General features: G+C 34.1%; 18 protein-coding genes. 8 read left to right on the forward strand and 10 right to left on the reverse strand.

Translation table 11 applies throughout. From position 1 onward, the window contains the following. Nucleotides 1–1,082: 1,082 nt before the first annotated feature. The 4 genes from nusB to CGEO_RS07910 are packed head-to-tail and all read right to left on the reverse strand — an operon-like array spanning nt 1,083 to nt 3,654. On the reverse strand, nt 1,083–1,475 hold the full coding sequence (gene nusB / locus CGEO_RS07895; protein WP_075494499.1) for a transcription antitermination factor NusB: 393 nt from the start codon (nt 1,473–1,475) through the stop codon (nt 1,083–1,085). A 1-nt stretch (nt 1,476) separates the two neighbouring features. Continuing rightward, nucleotides 1,477–1,947 (reverse strand): 6,7-dimethyl-8-ribityllumazine synthase, encoded by a 471-nt coding sequence (ribH, locus tag CGEO_RS07900; protein ID WP_075531418.1) that lies wholly within the window; start codon nt 1,945–1,947, stop codon nt 1,477–1,479. A gap of 2 nt (nt 1,948–1,949) precedes the next feature. Beyond that, nucleotides 1,950–2,750 (reverse strand): 3-deoxy-8-phosphooctulonate synthase, encoded by an 801-nt coding sequence (gene kdsA, locus CGEO_RS07905; protein ID WP_075494501.1) that lies wholly within the window; start codon nt 2,748–2,750, stop codon nt 1,950–1,952. A gap of 10 nt (nt 2,751–2,760) precedes the next feature. Further along, the gene (locus tag CGEO_RS07910; protein ID WP_106380133.1) at nt 2,761–3,654 is read right to left on the reverse strand and encodes a DMT family transporter; all 894 of its coding nucleotides are present in this window, start codon (nt 3,652–3,654) and stop codon (nt 2,761–2,763) included. 109 nt (nt 3,655–3,763) lie between these two features. Between CGEO_RS07910 and der the strand changes: the two genes are divergently transcribed. The 6 genes from der to CGEO_RS07940 are packed head-to-tail and all read left to right on the forward strand — an operon-like array spanning nt 3,764 to nt 9,623. Then, a complete protein-coding gene (gene der, locus CGEO_RS07915; protein WP_075494503.1) occupies nt 3,764–5,149 on the forward strand; it encodes a ribosome biogenesis GTPase Der in 1,386 nt (461 codons plus the stop codon). Then, nucleotides 5,136–5,666: a shikimate kinase gene (locus tag CGEO_RS07920; protein WP_075540154.1), complete on the forward strand. Its 531-nt coding sequence runs from the start codon at nt 5,136–5,138 to the stop codon at nt 5,664–5,666. The genes der and CGEO_RS07920 overlap by 14 nt, the downstream gene beginning before the upstream one ends. 50 nt (nt 5,667–5,716) lie before the next feature. Continuing rightward, nucleotides 5,717–6,685 (forward strand): tryptophan--tRNA ligase, encoded by a 969-nt coding sequence (gene trpS, locus CGEO_RS07925; RefSeq protein ID WP_075494505.1) that lies wholly within the window; start codon nt 5,717–5,719, stop codon nt 6,683–6,685. A gap of 6 nt (nt 6,686–6,691) precedes the next feature. Then, nucleotides 6,692–8,179 carry a Sau3AI family type II restriction endonuclease gene (locus CGEO_RS07930; protein ID WP_242647987.1) on the forward strand — a complete coding sequence of 496 codons (1,488 nt, stop codon included), beginning with the start codon at nt 6,692–6,694 and terminating at the stop codon, nt 8,177–8,179. Next, nucleotides 8,176–9,426: a DNA (cytosine-5-)-methyltransferase gene (dcm, locus tag CGEO_RS07935; RefSeq protein WP_075494506.1), complete on the forward strand. Its 1,251-nt coding sequence runs from the start codon at nt 8,176–8,178 to the stop codon at nt 9,424–9,426. The genes CGEO_RS07930 and dcm overlap by 4 nt, the downstream gene beginning before the upstream one ends. A gap of 26 nt (nt 9,427–9,452) precedes the next feature. Beyond that, nucleotides 9,453–9,623, forward strand: coding sequence for a DpnD/PcfM family protein (locus CGEO_RS07940; protein WP_082255638.1), 171 nt, complete (start codon nt 9,453–9,455; stop codon nt 9,621–9,623). Nucleotides 9,624–9,856: 233 nt separating this feature from the next. Here the strand turns inward: CGEO_RS07940 and brnQ are convergent, their stop codons facing one another. Continuing rightward, nucleotides 9,857–11,170: a branched-chain amino acid transport system II carrier protein gene (gene brnQ / locus CGEO_RS07945; protein ID WP_075494507.1), complete on the reverse strand. Its 1,314-nt coding sequence runs from the start codon at nt 11,168–11,170 to the stop codon at nt 9,857–9,859. Nucleotides 11,171–11,368: 198 nt separating this feature from the next. Between brnQ and serS the strand changes: the two genes are divergently transcribed. Together serS and CGEO_RS07955 are read left to right on the forward strand one after the other, a co-directional pair. After that, complete coding sequence (gene serS, locus CGEO_RS07950) at nt 11,369–12,610, forward strand: serine--tRNA ligase (protein ID WP_075531421.1); 1,242 nt, start codon at nt 11,369–11,371, stop codon at nt 12,608–12,610. Continuing rightward, complete coding sequence (locus CGEO_RS07955; protein WP_075531422.1) at nt 12,610–13,671, forward strand: FUSC family protein; 1,062 nt, start codon at nt 12,610–12,612, stop codon at nt 13,669–13,671. The genes serS and CGEO_RS07955 overlap by 1 nt, the downstream gene beginning before the upstream one ends. 349 nt (nt 13,672–14,020) lie before the next feature. Here the strand turns inward: CGEO_RS07955 and CGEO_RS07960 are convergent, their stop codons facing one another. The 5 genes from CGEO_RS07960 to ftsH form a co-directional block, all read right to left on the reverse strand. Then, nucleotides 14,021–15,040, reverse strand: coding sequence for an AbrB family transcriptional regulator (locus CGEO_RS07960; RefSeq protein ID WP_075494510.1), 1,020 nt, complete (start codon nt 15,038–15,040; stop codon nt 14,021–14,023). Between the two features lie 815 nt (nt 15,041–15,855). Continuing rightward, nucleotides 15,856–17,382 carry a 2-isopropylmalate synthase gene (locus CGEO_RS07965; protein ID WP_075540153.1) on the reverse strand — a complete coding sequence of 509 codons (1,527 nt, stop codon included), beginning with the start codon at nt 17,380–17,382 and terminating at the stop codon, nt 15,856–15,858. A 170-nt stretch (nt 17,383–17,552) separates the two neighbouring features. Next, nucleotides 17,553–18,281, reverse strand: coding sequence for a CDP-diacylglycerol--serine O-phosphatidyltransferase (pssA, locus tag CGEO_RS07970; RefSeq protein WP_075494586.1), 729 nt, complete (start codon nt 18,279–18,281; stop codon nt 17,553–17,555). Further along, a complete protein-coding gene (locus CGEO_RS07975; protein WP_075540152.1) occupies nt 18,271–18,891 on the reverse strand; it encodes a phosphatidylserine decarboxylase in 621 nt (206 codons plus the stop codon). The genes pssA and CGEO_RS07975 overlap by 11 nt, the downstream gene beginning before the upstream one ends. Next, on the reverse strand, nt 18,891–20,828 hold the full coding sequence (ftsH, locus tag CGEO_RS07980; RefSeq protein ID WP_106381570.1) for an ATP-dependent zinc metalloprotease FtsH: 1,938 nt from the start codon (nt 20,826–20,828) through the stop codon (nt 18,891–18,893). The genes CGEO_RS07975 and ftsH overlap by 1 nt, the downstream gene beginning before the upstream one ends. Nucleotide 20,829 lies beyond the last annotated feature (1 nt).

A 20,829-nucleotide genomic window follows, 5' to 3' on the forward strand; every position in this document is an offset into this window, starting at 1 on the left:
ATTTATAAATTTGGCAAATAAAAAATATTTTGATTAAACCGAGGGTCTAAAAATTTAAATTTGTATCATACTCACATATTTTACTATTAAATATTAAAATAATTTATATTTTTTTAAATAAATGCAAATTTTGTTAAACTAAAAAATGCATAAAAGCTATTCTTCACCAAAAGCATACGTTAATGAAAAGATAAAAAATATTGACATTTTTTACTTAAATTTTGTGGCTACAACTTTCAAACTTTAATAAAACAAATTTATAATACAAAACCGACAAAATCAAATGCTAATAATTTAGCAAAGCTTTTATGCTAAATTTTCTAAAATTTACTCATTTTATTTAAAAACACTACAATATTAAGTTAAAATAATAAATTTTATGAATATTATAAAAAATAAAATGGGTAAAAATGGCTTTAAATATCGATATTATGGTATTTTGAAAGATATTTTAGTTAGGATAAAATAAGAATATTTTTATATTTTTCGTAAGATATGATAAAACATGTGCAAGTAAATAAAATAGTAGCTGAATTTAACAAATCAAACTATAAAATATCTACCAAATTTTACCGACAAAACTCGCAAAATCAAGAAAATGCACAAGCTTGACTAGGCAAAAAACAAATCGCAATTTTATCTATTAAATTATTAGTAAAAATATTTGTTAAAACCAAAAACTACTTTAAAAAGTATAAAAACCATTGCTACTAAGGCGTTGCAAAAGAAATTATCAAAATTAAAGACTTTATTCTAAAAGTTGTTTTAGCAAATAAGAGTTATTCGCCACAAAAAAAACGCTTTAAATAAAATAAATCCAAGCTTGATTTAGAGCAAAACCAAGCTTTTTTTAAACAAATATTTAAGCTTTTAAAGTGCTAGCAAGGCAATAAGATTAAAATTTTGCTACAAAAATTAAAAATTATAAAATAAGCGTAGTAAAATCCCCAAGCTAGACACTTTTACAACTAAACTATAACCAAATTTAAAACCTAAAAACACTGATAAACTTTGGCTTTATCTTTTGGCTAAAAAGTCAAAGTATTTTTATAAATCAGCCAAGCTTTTTGCCATCTAGCCATTTATTTGGCTCTTAAAGCATCCAAAACGCCATTTACAAATTTCGGTGCAGTCTCGCTTCCCATCTCTTTAGCAAGCTCAATCGCCTCATTTATCACAACAGCATCATCTGTATCGGTAAATTTTATCTCATACGCTCCAAGCCGTAAAATCGCCCTTTCTACAACGCCTATATCATCTAATTTATGCTCGCTTAATTTTTCATTAAGCATTTCATCAAGCATATTTAAATTTGCCAAAATCCCTTTAAAAAGGTCTTCCGTGAACTCTTTTTGTTTGTTTCTTATCTTTTTTTCTTCTAAAAACTCGTTTTTAAACTCCGCAGTTTGCGTCCCCATATCCCTAGCATAAAGCAGCGAGACGATACACTGCCTTACTTGATGTCTTGTCGCCATCTTATGCCTTTAAATTTTTATATAAACTTATCATTTCAATAAGCCCAGTCATCGCTTCAAAGCCCTTATTCCCAGCTTTACTTCCAGCTCGTTCAATCGCTTGTTCGATACTATCGACTGTTAGCACACCAAACGTTACTGGCTTAGCGTATTTAAGCGTAACATTTGCTATGCCTTTTGTTGTTTCTGCGCTAACATAGTCAAAGTGTGGAGTTGAGCCACGAATCACAGCACCCACGCAACAAACCGCGTCAAATTTACCACTAGCTAGCACTTTTTCTAACGCCATTGGTATCTCAAAAGCTCCTGGAACTAGTATAAGACTTAGATTTTCTTCATCTCCACCATGTCGTAAAAACGCATCTTTTGCACCCTCAACAAGGCGATCTGTGATGATATGATTAAAACGCGCATTTATGATAGCAACTTTTTCGCTACCATCTAAACTTAGTTTTCCTTCTATGGTTTTCATTTTTATCCTTTTAAAATTTCTTCTATTTTAAGTGTTTGTTCTACTGTTTTTTCAAGCTCATCTAAATTTAGCATATTTGGTCCATCGCATAGCGCTTCGCATGGATTTATATGAGTTTCATAAAAAAACCCATCAACCCCAACACTTGCCGCAGCTCTTGCAAGATATGGCACAAACCTACTGTCTCCGCCACTTTTGCCATCTAAGCCACCAGGCATTTGCACGCTGTGAGTCGCATCGAAAATAACTGGCGCATAAGCTCTCATTATCGCTAAACTTCTCATATCAACGACTAAATTTCCATACCCAAAAGTGCTTCCACGCTCTGTTAGCCACACTCCATTTTCTTTAGCCGCGTCGTATCCAAACTCGCTAACTCCACGCGTTTCAAGCACTTTTTTAACACTATATTTCATCTGATCTGGAGCTAAAAATTGCCCTTTTTTAATGTTTACAACCGATGAAGTTTTTGCACTTGCTACAAGCAAATCTGTTTGGCGACATAAAAATGCTGGAATTTGAAGCACATCTGCAACCTCGCTAACTGGCGCTGCTTGATAACTTTCATGGATATCGGTTAAAATTTTATAACCAAATTTAGCCTTAACTTTGGCTAAAATTTCACACCCTTTTTCAAGTCCTGGTCCGCGAAATGAGCTAATACTCGTGCGATTTGCCTTATCAAAACTTGATTTAAAGTAAAACTCTATTCGCTTATCTTCATTAAATTTAGCTAATTTTTCAGCAACTTGAAAAATCAACTCCTCGCTTTCTATAACGCAAGGCCCTGCTATTAATATCATAATTTTCTCCCTATTTTTGCATAGCGACTACAACGCCGCTAAAAATGATAATTATTATACCTAAAAAAGCTATAAAATTTGGTAAACTATCGCCCATCATCATGCCAAGAATCAATGTAAATATGATATCACAATACCCTATGGCTGATACCATTCCAGCGCTTCTACTTGCTGCATAAGCTTTGGTTAAATATGTTTGAAAAAGCACTCCACTAAAGCCCATCATCAAGATAAAAACAAAGCCAAAAAAATCCGGCATAACAAATTTAGCAAACATAAAATCAAGCCAATCTGGCGTGGCGTAAAATTGCGCTATTATCATACAAATAAGCGGAAATACAGCTCCACTTGCTACAAACGAAAGCACGATTATACGCGTATCATACGCTCTTCTTAACTCATGAATACTAGTATAAGCAAGTGCAGCAAACAAACCGTTTATAATGCCCATCATATCGGTTTTTTCAAAGCCTAAATTTGGCTGCATTACAAGCACAACGCCTACAAAACCAAGTAAAATGGCTATCCAAGATATGCTATTAAGCTTTTCTTTAAAAAATATCGCACTTATAATAGCCACAAAAATCGGCGCCATTTTTGAAAAAGTAAACGCCTCAGCAAGTCCCATGTGAGCGATGTTATAAAAAAATGCAAGCAAAGAAAGCATACCTATTGCTCCACGAAAAATGAGCAAAAACGGCTTACCGCCTCTTTGGTGAACTGGTTTTTTAAAAATAGCTACTAAGATTAGCAAAAGTCCTATAAAGTTACGAAAAAACACAACTTCAACCGAACTCATATCATCACTTAAGAATTTAGCAAACGCCCCCGTTAGAGCAAAATACATCGAAGCTAAAACCATATAATAAGCCCCAAGATGACGCATTAAAAAGTGATGTAACACCTAAATTTACCTCCAAATTAAAATCTTATTTTAGTCAAATATAACTTAATATTAGACAAATTCAGCCAAATTTTAGTATAATTAAATTTTTCAAATAAGGATTTTAAAAGTGCAAAAAGTTATCTTAATAGGTCGTCCAAATGTCGGTAAAAGCTCGCTTTTTAACCGTCTAGCTAAACAAAGAATCGCCATAACTAGCGATATAAGCGGAACGACGCGCGATACGAACAAAACTCAAATAGAAATTTTCGATAGATTCTGTGTGCTGGTTGATTCTGGTGGGCTTGATGAAAGCACAGAGATGTTTGCAAAGGTTCAGCAAAAAACGCTCGAAGAGGCTAAAAATTCAGACATTATCGTATTTATGGTCGATGGTAAATTTATGCCTCAAGATGAGGATAAAAGGATTTTTTACTCGCTTTTAAAGCTTGATAAACCAACAGCTTTAGTTATAAATAAAATCGATGGCAACAAAGACGAAGAGAGAAGCTTTGAATTTAACGAATTTGGAGCTAAAAACAGCTTTGGAATTTCAGTTAGCCACAACAGTGGCGTTGATGATCTTAAAAGCTGGATTTATAGGTATTTAGAAGATGAAATTAAGCCTGATGTTAGCCTTGATCTTGATGAGTTTTTAGAAAATTTTGATGAAAATGGCGAAATTTTAGAAGAAAAACTTGAAAACTATGATGAAAAACCCATAAAAGTAGGCATTATAGGGCGCGTAAATGTCGGCAAATCAAGCCTTTTAAACGCACTTGTAAAAGAGAGTCGCTCTGTCGTTAGCCCAACCGCTGGGACAACGATTGATCCTGTAAACGAGAGCTTTATCTATGAAGATAGAATTTATGAGTTTGTCGATACTGCCGGCATTAGAAAGCGTGGTAAAATCGAAGGGATTGAGAAATTTGCGCTTAATAGAACTGAAGCAGTTTTAGAACAAACCGATATCGCACTTTTAGTGCTTGATAGCTCTGAGCCTTTAACTGAACTTGATGAGCGAATCGCAGGAATTGCATCTAAATTTGAGCTTGGTATCATCATCGTGCTTAACAAATGGGAAAACAAAAGCGAGGCTGAGTTTGAACGCATAAGAGAGGAAATCAGAGATAAGTTTAAATTTCTTGCTTACGCTCCGATTATAAGTGTTTCGGCACTTGGTGGAAAACGCGTGCATAAACTTTATCCGATGATTCTTGAAATTTATAAGAATTTTACTCAAAAAATTCAAACATCAAAACTAAATGAGATGATAGCAGAAGCGACAAAAACTCACCCGATACCGCACGAAAAAGGAAAAGTTGTTAAAATTTACTACGCGGTGCAGTTTGGCTTTGCGCCTCCTAAAATCGCTCTTGTGATGAACCGTCCACGCTCACTTCATTTTAGCTATAAAAGGTATTTAACAAACAAAATGCGAGAGAGATTTAACCTATCTGGCGTGCCTGTAGTTTTAATCCCTAAAAATCGAGGCTCAAGCGATGAAGAAAAGTAACAATCTAGTCTTAATCGGCTTCATGGGAGTTGGCAAAGGTACGGTAGGCAGGGAACTAGCTAAAGCTTTGAATAAATTTGCTATCGATGGTGATGATATGATAGAAAGCTTTGCGAACAAAAAAATCAAAGCGATTTTTCAAGAAGATGGCGAAGAGGTGTTTAGAGAAATAGAAAAAAACTTAGCTAAATTTCTATCTTCAAGTGTTTCTAACGCTATTATTTCAACTGGTGGCGGGTTTTATAAGGTAAAAGGCTTAGAAAAAATCGGAACCATTATCTACCTAAAAAGTAGTTTTGAAGCGATTTTAACGCGCATAAACGCTTCGCCAAACGCAAGCAAAAAACTAACCAAACGCCCTCTTTTACAAGACTTAGAAAAGGCAAAAACCTTGCATAAAGAGCGAGAAAAAGGGTATGAAAGCAAAGCTGATATCACTGTAAATGTCGAGGGCAAAACCCCAAAACAAATCGTAAAAGAGATAAAAAAACAGCTAAAAATCGCTAAATTTAAGTAAAACTCTAAATTTAGCCTAAATTTATTAAAAATAGACAAAAAAGGAAAAAAATGAGAACATTAACCGGACTTCAACCATCAGGAAAACTTCACCTAGGCAACTATTTTGCATCCATTAAACAGATGGTAGAGGCGCAAAATGGTGGTGAAGAGATGTTTATGTTTATAGCAAACTACCACGCTATGACCTCTGTTGGCGATGGAGTTAAGTTAAAAAACGCAACCTATGAAGCAGCAAGCGCCTTTCTTGCGCTTGGTATAGACTCAGCAAAATCGACTTTTTGGGTGCAAAGCGATGTTAAAGAGGTGCTTGAGCTTTACTGGATTTTAAGCGGATACACGCCGATGGGTCTGCTTGAACGAGCACACGCGTATAAAGATAAGGTTGCAAAGGGTTTTGAAAGTAAACATGACTTGTTCTCTTATCCGGTTTTAATGGCGGCCGATATTTTGTTATATAGCTCAAATGTCGTTCCTGTGGGAAAAGATCAAATCCAACATGTCGAAATCGCACGCGATATCGCGCTTAAATTTAACAACGCTCATGGCGAAATTTTAACCCTGCCTGAGGCTAGAGTCGATGAGTTTGTTGCGACAGTTCCGGGGACTGATGGCGCAAAAATGAGTAAAAGTTATGGAAATACCATTGATATTTTTGCCGATGCAAAAACGCTTAAAAAACAAATCGGCAAAATCGTAACCGATAGCACCGCTCTTGAAGAGCCAAAAGAGTGGAAAAACTGCAACATTTTTACCATCGCAAAGCTGTTTTTAAACAATGATGAGCAAAAAGCACTAGCCGCTCGCTATGAAAAAGGTGGTGAGGGATATGGACACTTCAAGGCATATTTAAACGATGTGATTTGGGAATATTTTAAAGAGGCTAGAGAGAAATTTGAGTATTATAACGCCAACCACGATATTTTGGATGAAATTTTAGACGCAGGAGCCGATAAAGCACGAAAAGAAGCCGTTAAATTAATGGATAAAGTGCGAAATGCAACTGGAATTTATAGGTAGAATTGCTTGAATAAAATCAATATGGGTATCGAATTTCCTTATGACAAAACCAAGCCCAAATCCATAGAGAAATATGCGAAAAACTTGATAGGAAAGACTTTTCGCGATGTTTTAAAATCAAATTTTACTGATAACAAATTGATTCAACAAATAGCTTATTTTAATAATCCAAAAAGTAAAGGGAGCTTAGGAAATTTACTAGAAGAGTTTTATTTTTTATATAAACCAAATAGTGATTCTTCGGCTGATTTTCCAGAAGCTGGGGTTGAACTTAAAGTTACTCCTTATGAAATCACATCAAATAGGAAAATAAGAGCTGGAGAGCGATTAGTAATCACAATGATTCCTAATAATAAGCCTATTGATAAGAACTTTAAGAAATCGCATTTGATAGATAAACTTAAACTTATCTTATTTGTTTTATATCTAAGAAATAAAAAACTACAAAGAATAGATTACAAAATAAATTATGTAAATTTATTCAATATTTTGTCAAAAAAATGCAAAGATGACTTAGAAATAATTATTGATGATTATAAAAAAATCGTTAGCAAAATACAAAGTGGTCTAGCTCATAAATTATCAGAAAGCGACACTCAGTATTTAGGAGCTTGTACCAAAGGAGCAAGTGCCGCAAGAAGCTTGCAAAACCAATTTTATAATGACAAAGTTAAGGCAAAACGAAGAGCTTTTTCATTAAAACAATCATATATGACATACATTATAAATCATTATATTTTAAATAATGTCGAAACTTTTGATTCTATTTTTCATAGCAATGAACTTAAAAATACAAGCTTTGAGTCAGCAATAATAAATAAAATTTCAAATTTCATAGATAAAAGCGAGGACGAATTATATTCTAAATTTGAAATCACACGCTCAAAAAGAGCTAATAATTCTTTAATTATGACAATACTAGGCGTAAAAACAGATAATGCTAAAGAATTTGAAAAAGCAAATATACAGATAAAAACAATAAGAGTTAAGAAAAATGGCGAACCAAGAGAGCATATGTCATTTCCAACTTTTAAAATTTTAGAATTTATTGCGGAAGATTTTGAAGCGTCTAAACTTTATAATATTTTTTCACAAACAAAATTTTTATTTGTTATTTTTCAAGAAAAAGAAGATGGTTTATATTATCTTAATGGTGCAAAATTTTGGAATATGCCTATAGTTCAATTAGAAAAAAGTGGAAAAAAAGAATGGAAAATGTATCAAAATAAATTTAAAAATGGCATTAAATTTAATATAAGATGTTGTGAAAATTCTATAATAATCGATAACGACTTGCCAACCGCAAGCAATACGAATATCTTTCATGTCAGACTTCATTCTACAAATACCGCTTATGTAATTAATGGCACTAAATATGGAAGAGGAAAAGAAAGCGATATGGATATCTTACCAAATGGAGATAAAATGACCAAACAATGCTTTTGGTTAAATAAAAGCTACATCAAAAAACAAATAAAAGAGTTGATTTTATGAAACTTGATGTAGTTGAACTATTTGCTGGAGTTGGTGGATTTAGAGTTGGCTTAAATCATATAAAAAGTATTGATAAAAATAGTAAAAAAGCGATAGAAAATGACAAATGGAATTTTGTTTGGGCTAATCAATTTGAACCATCAACCAAAACACAACACGCCTTTGAATGCTACATAACACGTTTTGGTCTAAAAAATCATTCCAATACCGACATCAGCAAGGTAGATAAAACAACAATTCCAAACCACTCTTTATTAGTTGGTGGTTTTCCATGCCAAGATTATTCTGTTGCTAGGCCTTTATCAAAAGAGCAAGGAATTCAAGGTAAAAAAGGAGTGTTATTTTGGGATATAAAAGATATTTTATCCAAAAAAAATACTCCTTTTATCTTGCTTGAAAATGTAGATAGACTTTTAAAATCTCCAGCTTCACAAAGAGGCAGAGACTTTGCAGTTATGTTAAAAACATTTGATGAGTTGGGATATTATGTATTTTGGCGAGTCATAAATGCAAGCGATTATGGTTTTCCACAAAAAAGATTAAGAGTTTTCATTTTTGCAGTTAAAAAAGGTACAAAATATGCAAAGAAATTTAGTAATTTAAAAAACGAAAGCATCCTTCATAAATCTTTGCTTAATATAACTTTTCCTTGCGATTTTGACTCAATTAAAAATATAAATTTAAATAAATACAAAGATATTTTTGATATTTCTAATAATTATATAGATGGAAAATTTTTAGAAACAGGAGCGATGATTAGCTCAAATATATTTTGTGCAAATGCCAAAGCAAAAAAAGAGAACATCTATACACTTCAAAATATACTAAATTTAGCCAATAATTACAACCCAAAAACTATGCAAAACTATATAATAGATGATACAAAATTAGAAAAATGGCAATATTTAAAAGGTTCAAAAAAAATTGAAAGAATCTCAGCTTTAGGTCATAAATACACTTATAGTGAAGGCACTATGAGTTTTCCTGATAATTTACAAGCTCCTGCAAGGACTATGCTCACAAGTGAAGGTAGCGCAAATCGCTCTTCTCATATAATTTTTGATAAGAATTTAAACACTTATAGAATCTTAAGCGAAGTTGAATGCGAACTTATACAAATGTTTCCACCAAACTGGACAGATACTATGCCATCAAGAAGAAGATACTTTATGATGGGAAATGCACTAGTAACGGGAATCATCTCAAGATTAGAGCCAAATTTAAGCAAAATAATTTTAAATGAATAATATAAATATATAAAATGGATATTAATATGATATATAAACTAGAAATCACAGAAATTTTAAGTAAAATTGTTGAAGTTGAAGCTAATAATTTTATGGAAGCTTATCTAAAAACCAAGCAAAATTATGAAAATGAACGAATAATACTTGACGAAAATGATTTTATGGATTATGAAATAAAAGAATTTAGTAATAGATAATAAATTTATATTTTTAGCGGTAGTTCAACAACAGGAATCGCAGCAAATTTGCTTAACAGAAATTTAAAAAGAATTCTTTGAGATGTCAATTACTAGAAAAAATGAGCTAGAAAATAATAGAACTCAAATTTTTAATAAAATCAAAGATTTAAAGCTTCTAAACAACAAAGCAGTAAATTTATAAATGATTAAAATCACCTAAACACTTCAGTCTTTAGGTGATTTTTTAAAACTTATATCCCATCTCGTTTTCTAAAGATATGAACGATGTATGTTATCATAAAACAGACTATTTCAGGTACTATCCAGCCAAGTCCAGTATCAAAAAACGGCAGTTTTGATGCATACTCACCAACCACTCCAAGCGAAATTCCACTATATCCAAGCGCACTTAGTATCCCAACAACTACCGCTACATAAATGCACGAGCGATAAATCAGCTTTGAGCCCTCTATCACACCATCAATTAATGCTAAAATTATCAAAACTATCGTAACTGGATAAAGTCCGATTAGCACAGGAATACTAAATTTAAGTATCGCATCAAGTCCAGCATTTGCCACACAAAAGCTAAGCACAGACCACGCCACAACCCAAAATTTATAACTTAACTTTGTTACACTTGAGAAATACTCGCTCGCTGAGCCGATTAACCCAACAGTCGTTGTCAAACATGCAAGCAAGAAAATCGCCCCTAAAATCACCCTTCCAAACTCACCAAAAAGATGATATGTGATTTGCGATAAAAGATTTGCGCCATTGCTAACTTCAGTAAAAAGCGTACCGCTACTTGCGCCAAGATAGGCAAGCATCATATAAACACTCATCAAAATCGCACCAGCTAAAATACCCGCCTTTATAGTCGCACTTACCAAAACTGCTCGGTTTTTTATCCCAAGCGCTCTCATCGCATTTATAACAACTATAGCAAAAACAATGCTCGCAAGCGCGTCCATCGTCTGATAGCCATCTAAAAACCCGCTAGCTATAGGGTGCTGGGCGTATTTTCCACTAGCTGCTCCAAACTCACCCATAGGCGACATTACTCCTACGATAAACAAAACAGCAATCAAAACAAGCATAATCGGTGTTAAAAATTTACCCAACGTTTCGACCATCTTGCTTGGATTTATACAGATAATATAGTTTAAAAGAAAATAAACACAAGTATAAATCAAAAGTGCGTAAGTATGGGAATCAGATGAAATCATCGGCGCAACGCTAACTTCAAATGGCATATTTGCAGCCCTTGGTATCGCAAATGCAGGTCCGATTGTGATGTAGATTAAAAGTGTAAAAACCACAGCAAATACTGGATCAACTCTTCTAACTAGTATATCCATGCTCTGCACTTTTGCGATCGCCGCAACTCCAAGCACAGGCAATGCAACTGCTGTAAGACAAAAAAACATAATCGCTTCGTAAACATTTTCCCCAGCTTCTCTTCCAACCATCGGCGGAAATATAAAGTTTCCTGCGCCAAAAAACATCGAAAAAAGCATAAGCGAGATGATTAAAAACTGACTTTTAGTGATATGACCTTTCATTTTAACTCCAAATTTATAAAAACTTAATTTTATATATGTTTTGGTTAAATTTAGTTTAAAATTTGCTTAAATTCATAAATTTATCTACATATAATTTAGTTTTTAAACAAATTTAGTCTAAATTTAGCTCACACAGTTCTTAAATTTAAAGCTAAATTTGGGTAAAATGCAACTTAAATCATAAATTTAAGGTCAAAAATGATAAATTTAAAACTAATTGAAACAAATTTTGATGAGTTTAACCGCAAACTTATAGCCAAAAAAACAAACCCGCAAGTTTTAGAAAACCTGCTAAAAACATACAACGAGTTAAAATCCCAAAAACAAGCCCTTGAAGAGCTTCAAAGCGTGCAAAATGCAAAAAGCAAAGAAGTTGGCATAAAAGCGCGAAATGGCGAGGATATCACATCTTTAAAAGCAAGTCTTGAAGAGAACAAAACGCGTATCCAAACAAGCGAAGCAGTCGTTAAAGAGCTTGAAAAAAACCTCGATGAAATCGCCTCTTGCGTGCCAAATATCATCGATGATGATGTGCCATTTGGAGCTGATGAGAACGAAAATATCGAGCTTTGCAAAGTTCTTGAGCCACCTGTTTTTGACTTTAGTCCCAAAAACCACTATGAGCTTACAAACTGGCTTGATTTTGAAAGAGGAGCTAAGCTAAGCGGGAGTCGTTTTACTGTGATTCGTGGGCTTGGCGCAAAGCTTAATAAAGCGCTTGTTAATTATATGATTGACTTTAACCAAAGCCGTGGATTTGAGCTTGTAAATGTGCCATTTTTGGTGCGACCTGAGATTCTTTATGGCACTGGACAGCTGCCTAAATTTGCCGATGATTTATATAAAATCGATGATGATGAGCTTGATTTATACCTTATCCCAACAAGCGAAGTTCCAGTAACAAACCTTTTTAACGATGAGATTTTAAACCTTGATGAGCTTCCATTAAAATTTACTTGTTATAGCCACTGCTTCCGCAAAGAAGCGGGCTCTGCAGGACGCGATACTCGCGGTATGATACGCCAACATCAGTTTGAAAAAGTTGAGTTAGTTTCTATCACAAAAGCTAATGAGAGCGATGAAGTCTTTAAACAGATGGTATCTTGTGCTAGTGATTTGCTAACTTCGCTTGGTTTAGCCCATCGCCATATGCTACTTTGTAGTGGCGATCTTGGATTTAGCGCGGCAAAGACAATTGATCTTGAAGTTTGGCTTCCTGGACAAGGTAAATACCGCGAGATTAGTTCGATTTCAAACTGTCGTGATTTTCAAGCAAGAAGGGCTAAAATCCGCTATAAAGATGGCAAGAAAAACACTCTAGCTCATACGCTAAATGGCTCAAGCTTGGCTGTTGGACGAACCTTAATAGCCATTATGGAAACCTATCAAAAAGCTGATGGAAGTATAGAAATTCCAAAAGTGCTTGAAAAATATATGTAATGCTAAAAGAGCTATTTTCACAACTTTTTTATTTTAACAAAACAGATCGTATCTGGCAACTTCCCTTTGCTTGTGCGATTTGCGTTGGAGCGCCGTTGCTTGTGAGTGCGTATTTTGACAAGTTAAATTACGGCATAGTCGCTTCGCTTGGTGGGCTTGTGTTTTTATACATTCCAAAGACAAAAATTCACCACAGAATGGTCATTTTAATGGCTTGTTCCTTTGGTATGGCGACATCATTTACCCTTGGTGCATTAAGCCACTTTAGTCCAACTCTAATCGGACTAGTTTTAGGCATGATAGCAAGCCTTGGTGCGATGGTTTGCAGGTTTTATCAACTAAATACTCCTGGAAATTTCTTCTTTATCATGCTTGCAACTCTTGGTGCTTATATGCCTTTTGAGGTTGCGAATTTGCCTTATTTAAGTGGTCTTGTGCTAATAGGAACGATGTTTGCTTGTGTGATTGCTTTTATCTATAGCATCGCAACATTTCAAAAAACAGCGATAGAAACGCCTAAAGAGCACACATATCTTGGCTTTGAAGAGGTTATCGTAGATCCAGTGATAATCGGCATTTTTGTAGGACTTTCTGTTTTTGTTGCTGGACTAATCGGACTTGAAAAGCCGTATTGGGTGCCGATAACTTGTGTTGCGATAATGCAAGGCATGACAATGCGCTCTACTTGGATAAGACAACTTCACAGAGTCGTTGGTACGGCTGTTGGCGTTGGGCTCTCGTGGGTTTTGCTAAGTTTTAGCTTAAATGAGTGGAGCATAGCTGTTTTGATAATGCTTTTTAGCTTCCTTTCTGAGTATTTTGTCGTGCGAAACTACGGATTTGCCATGCTTTTTATCACGCCTATGACTATATTGATGGCTGAAAGCAGTGGCGTTATAAGCGCTGATAGTAGCACTCTTATAGTCTTAACAAGACTTGAAGACATTGTTCTTGGAAGCCTTATAGGGGTGCTTGGTGGATTGTTTTTACACACTCCAAATTTAAGAAATTTAGTAAGCAAATCGCTTAAATTTCTATACTTTTTTAAAAATGCAAGATAAGATTGGCTCTAAATTTAGGGTGAATTAGAGCTAAATTTGTGCCAAACTAGGCAAAATTTGGCTTGTTATGTTTAACTTTATTTAAGATATTAAAACTGTTGTATGGTTGTATAAATCAAAATATTTAAATTTAATCTATCAAATTTAATGAAAATATATAAATTTATCTTGTATCAGCCAAAATTAAAACCATTTTACAAAATAGTTTTGATTTTACTTGCTAAACTAAGCGATTTTAAAACTAGATTTTTACTTTGGAGTGTGCTATAAATTTAGGTAAATTTAAACAATATATAGAAGATTTTATCTTTTTTAAACTCGAACATAAAGCTAAATTTAGCCAACTTCGCTAAAGTTTCTTAACTAAATTTGGTAAAACTCCTGTTATAAAAAAGACTCTAAAAAGATGATGTATTGCGATATATGGGATATCTGTAGCAAGAGTTATGGCTATCATATTTACTTCAGACTGCCCGCCTGGACTAAAAGCTAAAATAATTGAAAGTAAAGGAAAATCACTAAATTTAGCCATCAAAAATATAAACCCAGCGCAAACCAAACTAATACCGATAAAGTATCCAAAAGTCGCGGCTATGTTTTTAACGACTTCGCGAATTGAGATTTTATAAAACGCAAAACCAATGCTTGAGCCTAGCACGATTTGCGCTAGTTTTATAACTTCATCTGGTGGCTTGCTGTGTATAAACCCACACATATAAAATATACTAGAAACCACCATAGAACCGACTATGTAAGCTCCAACGAGATTGAGTTTAAGCGCTATTTTTACGCCGATTACTCCAGCTAGTATCATTAAAATCATATCTGAAAAACTAGTATCAATCAACTTTTGCGTGATGGCAAAATTTCCATTTATGTTTACAGTAGTAAAATGCGCAACCACAAGCGGGAGAAAAAATATCAAAAAAAGCACCCGAATCGACTGAGAAAGCGCTACTTTTTTAATATCAGCATTACAATCTTTAGCGATTAAAATCATCTCTAAAATTCCACCCGGAATCGAGCTAAAAAATGCCGTTATGCGGTCAAATTTCATCACTTTTTCATAGTAATACACTCCAAAAACCGCCAAAACCAAAACCATCGGCACAAGCATCAAAAGAGAAAAAATGTATTGCGGTAAAAGCGCGATGATTTGGGGCGTGAAAGCACTTCCTATAATGATACCAAGCGTGGCTCGAGCTGAGTTTATCACAGCTGTTGGCTTTACTAAATCCAAAAACCTAGTCGCTATCATAACCGAAACAATCGGTCCTAAAAGCCACGGTAATGGCATGTTTAGCATAGAAAAGCTAAAACCGCCCAAAAAGCCGATAAATATAGTTAAAAGATATTTTAGATATAACACTTTTTGCCTTTGTTGTGGCAATTATAGCTAAATTTTGTTAGTAAAATTATGAAAATTTAAACCAAATTTAGCAAATTCTCTAAATTTTTATAATTTTATATTATAACATTTTTAAAATATGCAGATAGGCGTAACGTTTTAAACTAGCAAAATTTGTCATGATGTTTTAAATCAGATTTATTTTGTCTATAAACAATGAGTTTTGAAAGTAAATTTTGATATAAAATTTCGCTATTTATCAAATCTTATTGTAGTGAAAAATTTGGTTATTTTTGCGAAATCTTTGTTATACTGCCGTTTTAATGCTTTTATAAAAGTGGTAAAACACCACTTCGCTGGTTAAAAGAGTTTATCTTGATAGCGATTTTTATATAAAATTATGCTTTATCTTTTCTTGGTTTATGGCATTTGTAGTGATAAAAATAGTATTCAGATATATTTTAGATGTATTAAACTGATATAAATTTGCTTAGTATATATTATAAAATTTTATATAAATACAACATCATTTAGAAAAGTTTTTAACTTTGCTTTTTATCTGCGATATCGCACGCGTAAATTTAGAAAAACATATATTTTTTAAAAGCGATTAGTTTATAGCTTTGGATAAATTTTTCTTATTTAAATACAAATAATGATAAAATTACATAAATAAATTTTATTATAAAACTATCGCCATAATCCAAGCCTTATAAATTTATGAAGATACAAAACTAGCGAAAAATCATCAAAAATCCAAAATACTAAAAACACAAAAATTTAGTAGATAAATTTAAAAAAGGAGTAAATTTAACCCTAAATTTACTCCCAAAATTTTATTTATTTATCTGTTTTTTCATCAAAATATGGCTATTAAGCGCACCAACATAGGCTTTTGCGGTTGCTAGCATAGTATCAAGATCAAGACCATGACCTATAACTGCATTATCCCCATCAAACTGCACTTTTACCACAACTTTTGCTAGTGCATCTTTGCCTTGCGAAACGGCATTTACATGATAGTCTTTTAAGTTGCCATGAATTCCAGAAATTCTATCTATTGTCTTAAATAGCGCATCCACAGTTCCGTTTCCAAGTGCAGAGTCGCTTATAAGCTCATCATTGTGTCTAATAGTCAAAGAAGCGCTTGCATGACCCTTGTTGCAACCATTTGTGCTAAGAGTTACTATCTCGTAAGCTTTGTGAATTTTTATAATCTCGTCAGCCACAAGAGCGCGCAAATCATCATCAAATATATCTTTTTTCCTATCGGCTAAGTCTTTAAATTTCTCAAATGCTTTATCAATCTCGCTTGCTTCAAGATCATATCCCAAGCTAGAAAGCCTATCTTTAAAGGCATGTCTTCCAGAGTGTTTGCCTAAAACCAAACTGTTTTTTTCCAAGCCTATATCTTCTGCGCTGATTATCTCATATGTTTTGGCGTGTTTTAGCATACCATCTTGATGAATTCCACTCTCATGAGCAAAGGCGTTTTTACCAACAATCGCTTTGTTTGGTTGAGGCTCTATACCAGTGATAGAAGCTACTAAGCGGCTTGATGGATAAATTTCTTTACAAACTATGTTTGTATAAAGTGGCGCAAATATATCTTGTCTAGTTTTTATAGCCATGACTATCTCTTCAAGTGCTGCATTTCCAGCTCTCTCACCAAGCCCATTTATCGTGCATTCTACCTGCCTTGCACCAGCTTGTATACAAGCTAGCGAATTTGCCGTAGCAAGCCCTAAATCGTTGTGGTTATGCACGGAAATAACCGCTCTACCATCTATAAATTTATACATCTGCTTTATCATATCATAAAGTTCAGATGGGAGGCGATATCCTACAGTATCTGGTAAATTTATCGTTGTTGCACCGGCTTTTATAACCGCATCAACTATCTCTTTCATAAAGTTTATTTCAGTTCGGCCCGCATCCTCACAGCTAAACTCTACATCATCAACAAAGCTTTTAGCATACTCTACTGCGTGAACTGCACGTTTTATCACTTCATCTGGAGTCATTTTAAGCTTGTATTCCATGTGAATCGGGCTGGTTGCTATAAATGTATGGATTCGTTTGTTTCTTGCATTCGCCACCGCTTCTCCAGCTGCTTTTATGTCCTTATCGACAGCACGTGCTAGCGAGCATACTCTTATATAATCAACCTCTTTTGCTATCTGATTTATCGCATCAAAATCCCCAGCACTAGCAGCTGCAAAACCAGCTTCCATAACATCAACCCCAAGTCTATCTAACTGAAGTGCGATTTGGATTTTTTCTTCTGTATTCATCGAAGCGCCTGGGCTTTGCTCGCCATCTCTTAAAGTCGTATCAAATATAATAATTTTATTGTTATCCATTTTTTGTCCTTTTGTTTGTTTTATCTATTTTGTTTATTTAAAAAAGTGATTGAAAGATTAGAGCAGACTAAGGAGCGCGTTTTTGATTTCAATTTTTGGTAAAAATTTTATAGATTTTATGACACCTATACTCATACGCCCTCCTTAAATGATAAAATTTATTGATTGTACTATCTTTTTTTAAATTTAGCAATATAAACATTATAAATTGCTCTAAAAATTCCATAAAATATATATAAAGTAACAATAAGCGTAACAGACTCAACTGGACTAACATATAAAATAGCAAGTAAAATCATCGCTATGATAAGAATTTTACCAAATTTTGCTGTTTTAAAATCGATTTTTTTAAAACTTGGATAGCGGATATTACTAACCATTAAGAGCGAAGTTACCATCATAGCAAAGATATAAACCCACTCATAGTGCTTTAAAAATCCATAATCAAGATAGAAATTTATCCATATCGCTATAGAAATCGCAGCCGTTGGAATAGGCAAACCTATAAAAACATTTGGTTCGTTCTCCATAGTTGTGATGTTAAATCTAGCCAGCCTAACAGCGCCAAATACTACAAACATACCGCTTGCTAAAACTCCCATTCTAGCGAACTCATGCCCGATAGTTTGATAAAAAAGTATCGCTGGAGCTACGCCAAAAGCGATAACATCGGCAAGCGAGTCAAACTCTATACCAAATTTTGAAGTAGTATTTGTAATACGAGCAAGTCTTCCATCTAGCCCATCAAGTAAAAGCGATATAAATATATAAATTATCGCTTTTTCAAAGCTTGCATTTATCGAAGCAACAACGCTTAAGACTCCAAAAAAACAGCTCGCTGCTGTAAATAAATTTGGCACTAGATACATTATCTGAGATGGTTTTTCACTATTTTTCATCATCTATAAATCCTATCAAATCGCATGATTTTACTTTCTCGCCAACCTCTACACTAAGTTTTGTATCTTGTGGCAAGAAAAGCACAACTTCTCCATCAACCATAAAGCCAACTCTTCTAGCGGCTTTTAAATTTGTAAATCTTTCAAAATGCAAAACCCTCGCAAGAGGTCCAGCTAAAACTTCCATACCAAATTTAGCGTTTAAGTGGTTAAATTTAAGTGTGATTTTTTCGTTTAAAAGGTTGCTATCTTTCATAAAATTACATAAAAAAAGCCCATGTCGTCTTGAAATACTAGCATCATTTATATCGCAAATCGCTCTTATAACTCCAGAGTCAAAAAGACCTTTTTTTATAACAACTTTTATAAATTTTTTATTTTCTTCACTTTGACTAATTAAAATAACCTTACCATCAATTGGGCTAAGAATGGCGTTTGCTTCATCATTTTGCGAAACTCTTTCACTATTTCTATAGATAAAAAGAGATAGCAAAAACAGGATTAAAAACAAGCACTCCAACTCATCAAAAATCAAAGAAAGCAAGAAAATAACGCCTAAAATAGCGATATTTTTAAATCCATATTTTGAAACTATCCCTAAATTATCCATTATTCTTCCTTATGTTTAGCTTCTTCTATATCTTCGTTGTTTTCATCTTTTAAAGGAACCAAACGGCTAGGAAGCCCATTCTCTTCTTCATAATTTCTTATGATTTCGCGAACTTTCTCGCCCTCGATTGTCTCTTCTTTATACAGAGCTTTTACCATACTTTCAATGGCTGGCTTGTAAGTCTCAAGAGTATTTACAACATCTTCAAATCTTTTTGCAAGCATATCTTTTACATGCTCATCAACTTTTTGTGCCATATTATCGCTATAGTCTTTTATAGTTTGACCATATAAGAAGTTATTTCTTTGTTTTTCAAGCACCATAAGTCCAGCCACATCACTCATACCATACATCGAAATCATCGCTTTTATGATATCAGTTGCCCTTTCAAGGTCATTACTAGCTCCAGTTGAAATCTCTTTTATAAAGACTTTCTCAGCTGCTCGCCCACCTAAAAGCACATCAACTTCAGCTATAAGCTCGTGGCGTTGCATAAGAAATTTGTTCTCTTCAGGCGTATTTAGCGTATATCCAAGCGCTGCTAAGCCACGCGGTATGATTGAAACTTTTGTAACTTTTCTTGCACCTTTTGTAACTTCAGCAATCAGCGCGTGTCCGCACTCATGATAAGCAACTATGCGTTTTTCTTTTGGATTTACACGGCGCGATTTTTTCTCAAGTCCAGCTATACTTCTCTCAACTGCTTCGATTAAATCTTTTTGCTCAACATGCTCTTTTGACTCTCTACCTGCTAAAAGCGCTGCTTCATTTACAATGTTTTCTAAATCTGCTCCAGCAAGTCCAGTTGTCAAACGACCAATCTCTTCGATATCAACATCTTTAGCAAATTTAACGCCTCTCATGTGAATACGCAAGATATCAACTCTACCCTTAAAATCAGGCTTATCAACTAAAACTTGTCTATCAAAACGGCCAGGTCGCAAAAGCGCAGCATCTAAAATCTCAGGTCTATTTGTAGCAGCCATAACGATAACTGGCGACTTATCCGCATCAAAGCCATCCATTTCCGATAAAAGCTGGTTTAGCGTCTGCTCTCTCTCATCATTTCCACCCATAGGCGAGCTTGATCTGCTTTTTCCAATCGCATCAATCTCATCGATAAATACGATTGATGGCGCTTCTTTTTTAGCATTTTCAAACAAATCCCTAACCCTACTTGCTCCAACGCCTACAAACATCTCTATAAAGCTTGATGCCGAAATAGAGAAAAACGGCACATCAGCCTCTCCAGCAACAGCTCTTGCAAGAAGCGTTTTACCAGTTCCTGGAGGTCCAACAAGCAGTATTCCTTTTGGAATTTTTGCTCCTAAGCGAAGGTATTTATCTGGATTTTTAAGATAATCTACTATCTCCATAACCTCTTCTTTAGCCTCTTCAACTCCAGCAACATCGCTAAATTTAACATTTGGTTTTTCTGAATTTACTAGCTTTTTACTGCTTCCAACGCCAAGTATTCCACCACCAACATTTTTTTGCATACGGCTTACCAAAAACATCCAAATTCCAAAAAATATAACAAGCGGAATCACCCAACTAAATAAAATATCTGTAAAGAAATTTGACTCATTATAAGCACCATATGGTATTTTCTCGGCTTCTAAAGTCGGCACAAGAGTTGGATCTTCAACCTTTTTTACTGTATAAATCGTATTAGCACCAGCTTCAGCTTTAATCGTAGTTTGACCGATGTAGACTTTTGAAATTTGTTTAGCGTTAATCAAGCTTTTAAGCTCTGAATAAGTTATATTTTTATTCACTCCGCCATTCATACCACCACCTATACCGCTATCTGGCGACATAGCTCTAAAAATTACAATTATTAAAACCGCAAAAATCAAAAAAACTACAATAGGATTTTTGTTAAAAAAATTATTGTTATTCCCGTTTTCAGGACTGTTTTGACTATTTTTTCTCAAA

This window comes from Campylobacter geochelonis (genome assembly GCF_013201685.1).
GTDB classification, from domain to species: domain Bacteria; phylum Campylobacterota; class Campylobacteria; order Campylobacterales; family Campylobacteraceae; genus Campylobacter_B; species Campylobacter_B geochelonis.